Genomic DNA, 7,735 nt, shown 5'->3' with positions numbered 1-7,735 from the left:
GTGAAACGGCGGGCGGGGACAAGCCCCGCCCCTACCGCCGGTGCGCCTTCCAGTAGGGGCGGCCCTCGTGGCCGCCCTCTTCTTCTGTGATCTCTGTCGGCAGAGCGTAAAACGGCGGGTGGGGACAAGCCCCGCCCCTACCGCAGGGGCGGCCCCGGCGGCCGCCCGGCCGTCACCACTCCGGCTCGGGCAGGCGGGTCAGAGAGGTAATATATCCTCCGCGCACGGTGGCTTGCAGGGTAAGGCGGTTGATAAAGGGGTAGATACCGCCTCCCCAGCGCCGGTGCAGCTCGTCCGAATCGGCGCAGAACTCATTTAGGAAGGAGAGAACGCCCCCCTCATAGGGGGTTCCATCCTCCCGGCAGAGATCCGCCTCGTCCACGCGGAAGGTGGAAGTCCCGATCAAATTTGTCACCCGCCAGGTATCCTCCTCCACTTCATACATCCGCGCCTTGAAGCAGATTGGAAATCCACTGGCGTTCTCCGCCCTGAAATCGTACAGGTTTCCGATGATATAGTCCCCGTCCGGGGCAAGCTCCTCCACGCTGAACCGCGCCTCCCAGGCGGTCAGGGCGGTGATTTTGCCTCCCGTCACCTCCAGCTCCAGCACCGCCCCTGTGCCCCAATCCGGCCGGTTCAAGAAATCGCTCAGCTCTGTTTCCCCGCCGCCCAGAACCACATCCTCCGCCACAGGGAGGGAAATACCGGAGAATCCATCCGTGGTGGTGACGGTCATCGTATCGGGATCCATCGTCACACTCCTCAGAGAGAGTTCCCTGCCGCGCTTCCCGGCCTCCTCCCAGTCTGTGGCGCTCATAGGAATGGCCCAGTAGGTGCCGTCGGGCAGCCCTGTATAGTGGGAGGCGGGGTGATCCGCCTTTTGCTCCCACTGGCTCAGGGGATCCGGATCCAGTGGCAGGTTGGCGTCATGCCAGGTCAGCGCCGTGATCTCGCCGCCGGCCACCTCCGCCTCCAGTACCATGGGCCAGTAGGAGGAGAGTGCCGCCCACTGCAAAAAGCTGTCCAGGCCGCTGTCGCCGTGGTTGCCCAATGTGACGTCGTCCGCCACAGGGAGGCTCGTCTTCTCAGGCGCCACGCTCAGAAGCGTCATGGTGTCTGTGTCCACCTCCGCCAGGGAGAGGAGCAGCTCTGTCCCCTCCTCCCCCGCCGTCCACCCGTCCGGCAGGGACAGGGTGGCCCAGTAGGTGCCGTCGGCCAGGTCGGCGGGGTCGGGCACCTCTCCCAACGAGGCGTCGCCGGGCGTTTTCGTCTCCTCCGGCAGTTCGCTTCGGCAGGCCACCAGGGGCCCCCCCAGCAGGGCGGCGCACAGCACCAGGAGCAGGGCGGCCCGGCCGGGCCGCTTGGCGGAGGCATCCATCAGGGCGCGGAACCGCTCTTTCAATCCCCGGGCGCCTCCGGCGAACTGGCTGGTCAGGGGGGCGGGCCGCCCCACGGGCACAAAGGAGAGCAGGGCCGCGCCGTACCTCCGCCGCCACTCCCCGTCCCGGCCGGCCAGCACGGCGGCGTCGCAGGCGATCTCCATATCCCGCTCCGCTGCCCGGCGGAGTAGCCAGACCAGGGGATTGAACCAGTGGAGGGCACACACCCACAGCAGCAGGGCCTTGCTCCACAGATCCCGGCGGCGGGCGTGCATGGCCTCATGGGCCAGGGCAAAGGCCCGCCGCTCCCCCTCCACCCCCTCGGGCAGAAGGATGCGGGGCCGCAGCAGGCCCGTCAGCGCCGGGGAGGACAGCAGGGCGCAGGCGTATACCGGCACCCCCTCATACGTCCCCGCCGGGGTGCACCACCGGGCCGTTCTCCGGCGGAAGGCGGCGTACCGGAGCAGCCGCCCCGCCAGCACTCCGGCCGCCACGGCGGCCCAGACGGCGAAGGCCAGCTCCGCCGTGGTGAGGGACAGCCCCCGCCCCACGGCCTCCGGGGCGGCCTCTCCCGGCGGGAGCGTCCGGGCGGTCAGCTCCACCCCCTGGAATCCCTCCTCCTCCACCCAGGCCGCCGACACCGCCGCCGGGGCGGGGGCCTCCAGAACCACCGGGGCCCGGGGCAGGCTCTCGTTGAAGGGCACCGCCAGCCGCAGGGCCACCAACAGCCACGCCCAGCACCGCCACTGGGGCTGGAAGCGGCGCTTCCACACCGGGGACAGAACCAGCAGCAGGGCGGTCACTGCCCCCATAGTGAGGCTCACCTCAAACAGGCCGGACAAGAACTCACGCACCGCCGTCCCCCCCTCTCAGAATCTCCTCCAGCTCCTCCAGATCCCGCCGGGAGATGGCCCGGCTGTCCATGAGGGCGGCCACCAGGCTGGGCAGGGAGCCGCCGTGGAGCCGCTGGAGAAAGGCCCGGCTCTCGGCGGACAGGTAGTCCTCCCGCCGGACGAGGGGGGTATACAGGTTATTCCGCCCCTCCTTCTCCCGCTTCACAAAGCCCCGCTCCTCCAGGCGGGAGAGGAGCTTGAGCAGGGTGGCCGTCTGCCACCGCCTCCCCGCCAGCTCCTCCATCAGCGCGGCGGAGGAGACGGGGTACTTCTCCTGCCGCCACAGGGCCTGCATGACCTCCAGTTCCGCATCCGGCAGCCGTTCCATTGCTTTCACCCTTTCATAAGACATTTGTCTTTTTACTTTCATTTTACAATTGTCTTATCATTTTGTCAAGAAAAAAGAGCGCGCCGCCGGCGCGCTCTCTTGTTATTTCCGCTCCTTGTCCCGGACAAAGAAGTGCTTCATGTTGGACTGGCCGCCCTGGCGGACGTCCACCTCGAACCGGGGCAGGGCCTTGACCAGCTTACTCAGCTTGGAGAAGCCGAAGTTGCGGGGGTCGAAGTCCCGCTTCTTGCGCACCAGGAGGTTGGCCACCTCGCCCAGGGGGGCGTAGCCGTCCTCGTCGGCCAGCATCTCCACCGAGTCGGCCAGCAGGGTGATGATCTCCTTGGGCACCCTGGAGGGGGGCTCGGCCTCCGGCGCGGGGGCCGGGGCGGCCTCGGCCCCCTTCTTTCTGGCCGCGCGCCGGGCCGGCTTGGGCGGCTCCTTCGGCTCCTCCCGGGCGGCCTCCTCCGCCCGCTCCTGCTGGGCCGCGGAGCGGATGACCTCAATATACACAAACTTGTCGCAGGCCACAATGAAGGGGTTTGGGGTCTTCTTCTCCCCCATGCCGTACACCTTCTTGCCCGCCTCCCGCAGGCGGATGGCCAGGCGGGTGAAGTCGCTGTCGCTGGACACCAGTACAAAGCCGTCCACCTGGCCGGTGTAGAGGATGTCCATGGCGTCGATGATCATGGCCGAGTCGGTGGAATTTTTCCCTGTGGTGTAGCCGTACTGCTGCACGGGGGTGATGGCGTTCTCCAGCAGCAGAGGCTTCCACGAGGCCAGGTTGGGGGTGGTCCAGTCCCCGTAAATGCGCTTGATGGTGGGGGTGCCGTACACCGCCACCTCGGCCATCACGTCCCCCAGGGCGGAGCGGGGCGCGTTGTCCGCGTCGATGAGCACCGCCAGGCGGAGATCCCTCTCTTCCGACATAACTGCCCTCCTTACAGCACGAAATGGCAGAACCGGAGCACCTCGTACCAGTCCTCCGCGGCAAAGGAGATGGTCTTGCTGTCCTCCAGCCGGGCGCCGGGGTAAAAGCTGCGGCGGTAGGCGTCCTTGTGCTCCTTGTAGCGCACGGTGGCGGCAAACCGCCGGGGCAGGGGTACGGACATGCCCGCCCCTCCGGCGCGCAGGCGGCGCACCGCCTCCTCCGCCCCGGCCCGGATGGCCTCCGCGGCGGCCTGGGGGTGCATGGACAGCACCCCGCCGCCCCGGCCCTCGTTCACCGGCACGGCCACCAGGCCGGGCAGCCAGTCCTGGGCAAACGCGCACAGCTCCCGGTCGCCGGACAGGAAGGCCACCGGCACGCCGAAGTACAGGGCGGTATAGGCGTTGATGAGGAATTCGCTGGCCGGGACGCCGTTGAGCGTCACCTGGTCGCAGGCGGTGGTCATGGTGTGGGACAGGGGGTTGCCGCCGCAGCAGCCCCAGGCGTGGTAGCCCGTGAAGAGCACCCCGCCGAAGGCCCCCCGCTCCAGCCCCGCCATCATGCACAGGGGGTCGCCCGTCCACCCCCGGAGCACCCGGGCCTGCCGGGGCAGCCGGGCCGCATCCAGGTTGCGGGCGGAGTCGTGGGGGTCCTTCACCAGAATGTCCTCCGCCCCGGCGGCGACGGCCCCCTCGCAGGCGGCGGCCACCTCGGCGGTCATCTGGGCGGCAAAGGGCCTGTAGTCGTCCATAGTGGCCCGCTCGGTCTCCGCCCAGTCGGCAATGCCGCAGGTGCCCTCGATGTCGGCGCTCAGATAGAGTCTCATTTCAACCCCTCCCGGCGGCGCACAAGCTCCTCCACCTGGGCCAGCTGCTCCACGGTGTTGACCCCCAGCATCTCCTCGGCGGTGCAGGTGGGGCAGGCCCCCACCCTGCCGCCCCTGGAGAGGATGTAGGCCGGGGCGTCGGTGAGGTAGTACTCCCCCTGGGCGTTGTTGGGCCTGAGCTGGTCGATGGCCTCCCACAGGGGGCCGCTCTCAAAGACGTAGACCCCCACGTTCAGCTCCCGGATGGCCTTCTCCTCGGGGGTACAGTCCTTGTCCTCCACGATGTGGGAGAAGGAGCCGTCGCTTTTCCGCACGATGCGGCCGTAGGGCAGCTCCTCGTCGGACACGGCGGAGAGCAGCGTGCAGTCGTTGCCCTCCCGCTTGTGGGTCTCAATGAGGGACTCGTAGGTGGCCCGGCGCATGAGGGGCATGTCGCCGTAGCACACCAGCACGCTGCCGTCAAAGCCCGCAAGCGCCTCCCGGGCACATTGCACCGCGTGGCCGGTGCCCTGCTGGGGCTCCTGCACGGCGTGGGGGTACTCCGGGTAGGCCGCCAGCACCTTCTCCCGCTCGTAGCCCACCACCAGCACCACGTCCTCCTTCTCCAGGAAGGACAGCTCCTCCAGCACATAGCCCAGCAGAGGGCGGCCCGCCGCCTGCCGCAGCACCTTGGGCAGATCCACCCCCTCGGTGCGCAGGCGGGTGCCCTTGCCCGCCGCCAGAACCACCGCCTTGATTCCATTCTTCACGGTATTCAACCTCGTTTCTCTCAAGCATTTCTCAGCTTCATTTGATCGCTAGTATAACACATGGACCCTCTGTTTTGCAATTATCCCACCGTATTTCATACAATTTTGCCATTGACTTTTCCCATCGGGGAACTATAATAAAAGCGCTTTAGCAGAGGCGCGCCGTTTCCCACGCGCGCCGCTTTGGGGGAATTGGAGCAGCAGCGCATCAGGGGGCCCGGGCCCCCTGTGCATGCCGGCCGGCATGCTGCCGCAGCTCCCGCCGGTTCCGTGCAGGACTGAGCGGCGGCACGGAGCCAAACAGTCTGAGGAGGAATCACTGATGGTTACATTTTTTGTCTGCCTGGTGCTCCTCATCGTCGGCTTCTTCACCTACAGCAAGCTCGTCGAGAAGATCTTCCGCATCGACGACCGCCCCACCCCTGCTGTGGCTCACCCCGACGGTGTGGACTACGTACCCATGAAAACCTGGCGCATCTTCCTGGTACAGCTTCTGAACATCGCCGGCCTGGGCCCCATCTACGGCGCCCTGTCCGGCGCCTGCTGGGGCCCGGTGGTGTATTTGTGGATCGTCTTCGGCACCATCCTGGGCGGCGGCGTCCACGACTTCCTGTCCGGCATGATGAGCGAGCGCAACGACGGCAAGTCCATCTCCGAGGTTGTGGGCCTCTACATGGGCAAGGTCATCACCTTTATCATGCGGGTGTTCTCCGTGGTACTGCTGGTGATGGTGGGCGTCAACTTCTCCGTGGGCCCCGCCGGCCTGCTGGCCAAGCTGACCCCCGACATGCTGGGCACCATGTTCTGGCTGGTGGTCATCATGGTCTACTACCTGATCGCCACCTTCCTGCCCATCGATAAAATCATCGGCAAGCTCTACCCCGTGTTCGGCATCTGCCTCATCATCATGGCCCTGGGCATCGGCGGGGCCATCGTGCTCACCCGCGGCTCCGACATGCCGGAGCTGACCGCCGCGGCCTTCACCGTGGTGCACCCCGACAGCCTGCCCAAGTGGTCCATGATGTTCGTCACCGTGGCCTGCGGCGCCATCTCCGGCTTCCACGCCACCCAGTCCCCCATGATGGCCCGCTGCATCACCAGCGAGAAGCAGGGCCGCACCATCTTCTACGGCGCCATGGTGGCCGAGGGCGTCATCGCCCTGATCTGGGCCGCCGCCGGCGTCACCTTCTACACCAACCACGGCTCCCTGCTGGACGGCATGACCGGCCTGACCAACGCCATCGCCGCCGGCGGCGCGGGCGACGTGGTATACCAGATCTCCACCACCCTGCTCGGCCCCGTGGGCGGCGTGCTGGCCATGATCGGCGTCATCGCTTGCCCCATCACCTCCGGCGACACCGCCTACCGCTCCGCCCGCCTGACCATCGCCGACTGGTTCCACATCGACCAGGCCAAGGTGGGCCCCCGCGCCGCCCTGTCAGTGCCCCTGCTGGCCGTGGGCGCGGTAATCGCCCTGGCCCTCCCCTGGGACGTGCTGTGGCGCTACTTCTCCTGGGCCAACCAGACCCTGGCCATGATCGTGCTGTGGACCGGCGCCGTGTTCCTGCACAAGTTCGGCTATCCGCCCAAGGCGTGCTTCATCGCGGCCCTGCCCGCCACCTTCATGTCCGCGGTGTCCGTGACCTACTTCTTCCAGGCCCCCGAGTGCCTGGGCCTGTCCACCGCCATCGCCTATCCGGTGGGCATCGTGGCCGCCGCCCTGTTCCTGGGCATCTTCATCTGGCGGACCCTCATCGTCGGCAAGGACGACGTGGCCCCGCTGCACGCGGCCAAGAACTGAATTTTACCCGCCGGACGCGGGACGGAAGTATCCGTCCCGCGTCTTTTTTGCTCCGCCTTTGCCGGGCAAAGAAGGTCCTGTGCGCATGAAGTTTTACACCCCCTGCAACAATTTGCCGTTCCAAAGCGTATATAGGGTGAAAGGGGGAACCGAGATGGACGGCCCCAACCGGTTGGAGGAACTTGTCAACACCTACGAAACCACGCTGTACCGCGCGGCCCTGGCCATTTTGGGCGACGCCCACGAGGCGGAGGACGCGGTGCAGGACGCCTTTCTGCGCTGTCTGGAAAAGGCCCCGGACTTTGAGAGCCCGGCCCACGCCCGGGCCTGGCTGCTGCGGGTGACGGTAAACGGCTGCAAGAGCCGCCTGCGCGCCCCCTGGCGGAGGCGCACCGCCCCTCTGCTGGACGCCTATCCCGCCGCCGCGCCGGAGGAGGGGGCGCTGCTGGAGGCTATGCAGGCCCTGCCCGCCCGGGACCGGGCGGTGCTCCACCTCTATTATTATGAGGGCTACCAGACTGCGGAGATCGCCGCCCTCACCGGCCTGCGGGAGGGCTCGGTGCGCTCCCGCCTCACCCGCGCCCGGACCAGACTGCGCCAAGTGCTGAAAGGAGAAGACGAATGAAGCACTATCGCTCTTATATGGACCGTATCACCGCGCCCGCCAGACTCCGGCAAAGGGTGCTGGAGGCGGCGGAGCAAGGGGCGCGCCCCCGCAGGCCCGCCCGGCGGCTGACCCTCCGGCTGGCGGCGCTGTCCGCCTGCTGTGTGCTGGCTGTGGCGGGCGGGCGGCTGCTCTGGCTGGGCGGCTCCGCCCCCATCCCCAACCCC

General features: G+C 67.5%; 8 protein-coding genes. 3 read left to right on the top strand and 5 right to left on the bottom strand.

The features are described 5' to 3' along the window. Positions 1-172: 172 nt before the first annotated feature. The 5 genes from ACESY8_RS19070 to ACESY8_RS19050 form a co-directional block, all read right to left on the bottom strand. Positions 173-2,233, bottom strand: a complete 2,061-nt coding sequence (locus ACESY8_RS19070; RefSeq protein WP_204682554.1) for a M56 family metallopeptidase — start codon at positions 2,231-2,233, stop codon at positions 173-175. Beyond that, positions 2,226-2,600, bottom strand: coding sequence for a BlaI/MecI/CopY family transcriptional regulator (locus ACESY8_RS19065; protein WP_225123519.1), 375 nt, complete (start codon positions 2,598-2,600; stop codon positions 2,226-2,228). The genes ACESY8_RS19070 and ACESY8_RS19065 overlap by 8 nt, the downstream gene beginning before the upstream one ends. Positions 2,601-2,702: 102 nt before the next feature. Further along, the gene (locus ACESY8_RS19060; RefSeq protein WP_007492371.1) at positions 2,703-3,530 is read right to left on the bottom strand and encodes an NYN domain-containing protein; all 828 of its coding nucleotides are present in this window, start codon (positions 3,528-3,530) and stop codon (positions 2,703-2,705) included. 11 nt (positions 3,531-3,541) lie between these two features. Next, positions 3,542-4,354 carry a M55 family metallopeptidase gene (locus tag ACESY8_RS19055; RefSeq protein ID WP_498794935.1) on the bottom strand — a complete coding sequence of 271 codons (813 nt, stop codon included), beginning with the start codon at positions 4,352-4,354 and terminating at the stop codon, positions 3,542-3,544. Further along, a complete protein-coding gene (locus ACESY8_RS19050) occupies positions 4,351-5,103 on the bottom strand; it encodes a sugar phosphate nucleotidyltransferase (RefSeq protein WP_009259174.1) in 753 nt (250 codons plus the stop codon). Before ACESY8_RS19050 ends, ACESY8_RS19055 begins: the two co-directional genes overlap by 4 nt. Positions 5,104-5,425: 322 nt before the next feature. Here ACESY8_RS19050 and ACESY8_RS19045 point away from each other — a divergent pair, with 322 nt between their 5' ends. From ACESY8_RS19045 to ACESY8_RS19035, 3 genes are all read left to right on the top strand, one after another. Further along, on the top strand, positions 5,426-6,904 hold the full coding sequence (locus ACESY8_RS19045) for a carbon starvation CstA family protein (protein ID WP_039997295.1): 1,479 nt from the start codon (positions 5,426-5,428) through the stop codon (positions 6,902-6,904). A 154-nt stretch (positions 6,905-7,058) separates the two neighbouring features. Beyond that, the gene (locus tag ACESY8_RS19040; protein ID WP_039997293.1) at positions 7,059-7,529 is read left to right on the top strand and encodes an RNA polymerase sigma factor; all 471 of its coding nucleotides are present in this window, start codon (positions 7,059-7,061) and stop codon (positions 7,527-7,529) included. Then, positions 7,526-7,735 (top strand): hypothetical protein (locus ACESY8_RS19035; RefSeq protein WP_498794934.1); only part of this gene is annotated, 210 nt, incomplete at its 3' end. The genes ACESY8_RS19040 and ACESY8_RS19035, both read left to right, overlap by 4 nt.

Source organism: Clostridium sp. ATCC BAA-442, assembly GCF_964239415.1.
GTDB lineage: Bacteria > Bacillota > Clostridia > Oscillospirales > Oscillospiraceae > Flavonifractor > Flavonifractor plautii.
The sequence above is the reverse complement of the archived record's forward strand: the minus strand, read 5'-3'. Positions and strand labels throughout refer to the sequence as shown.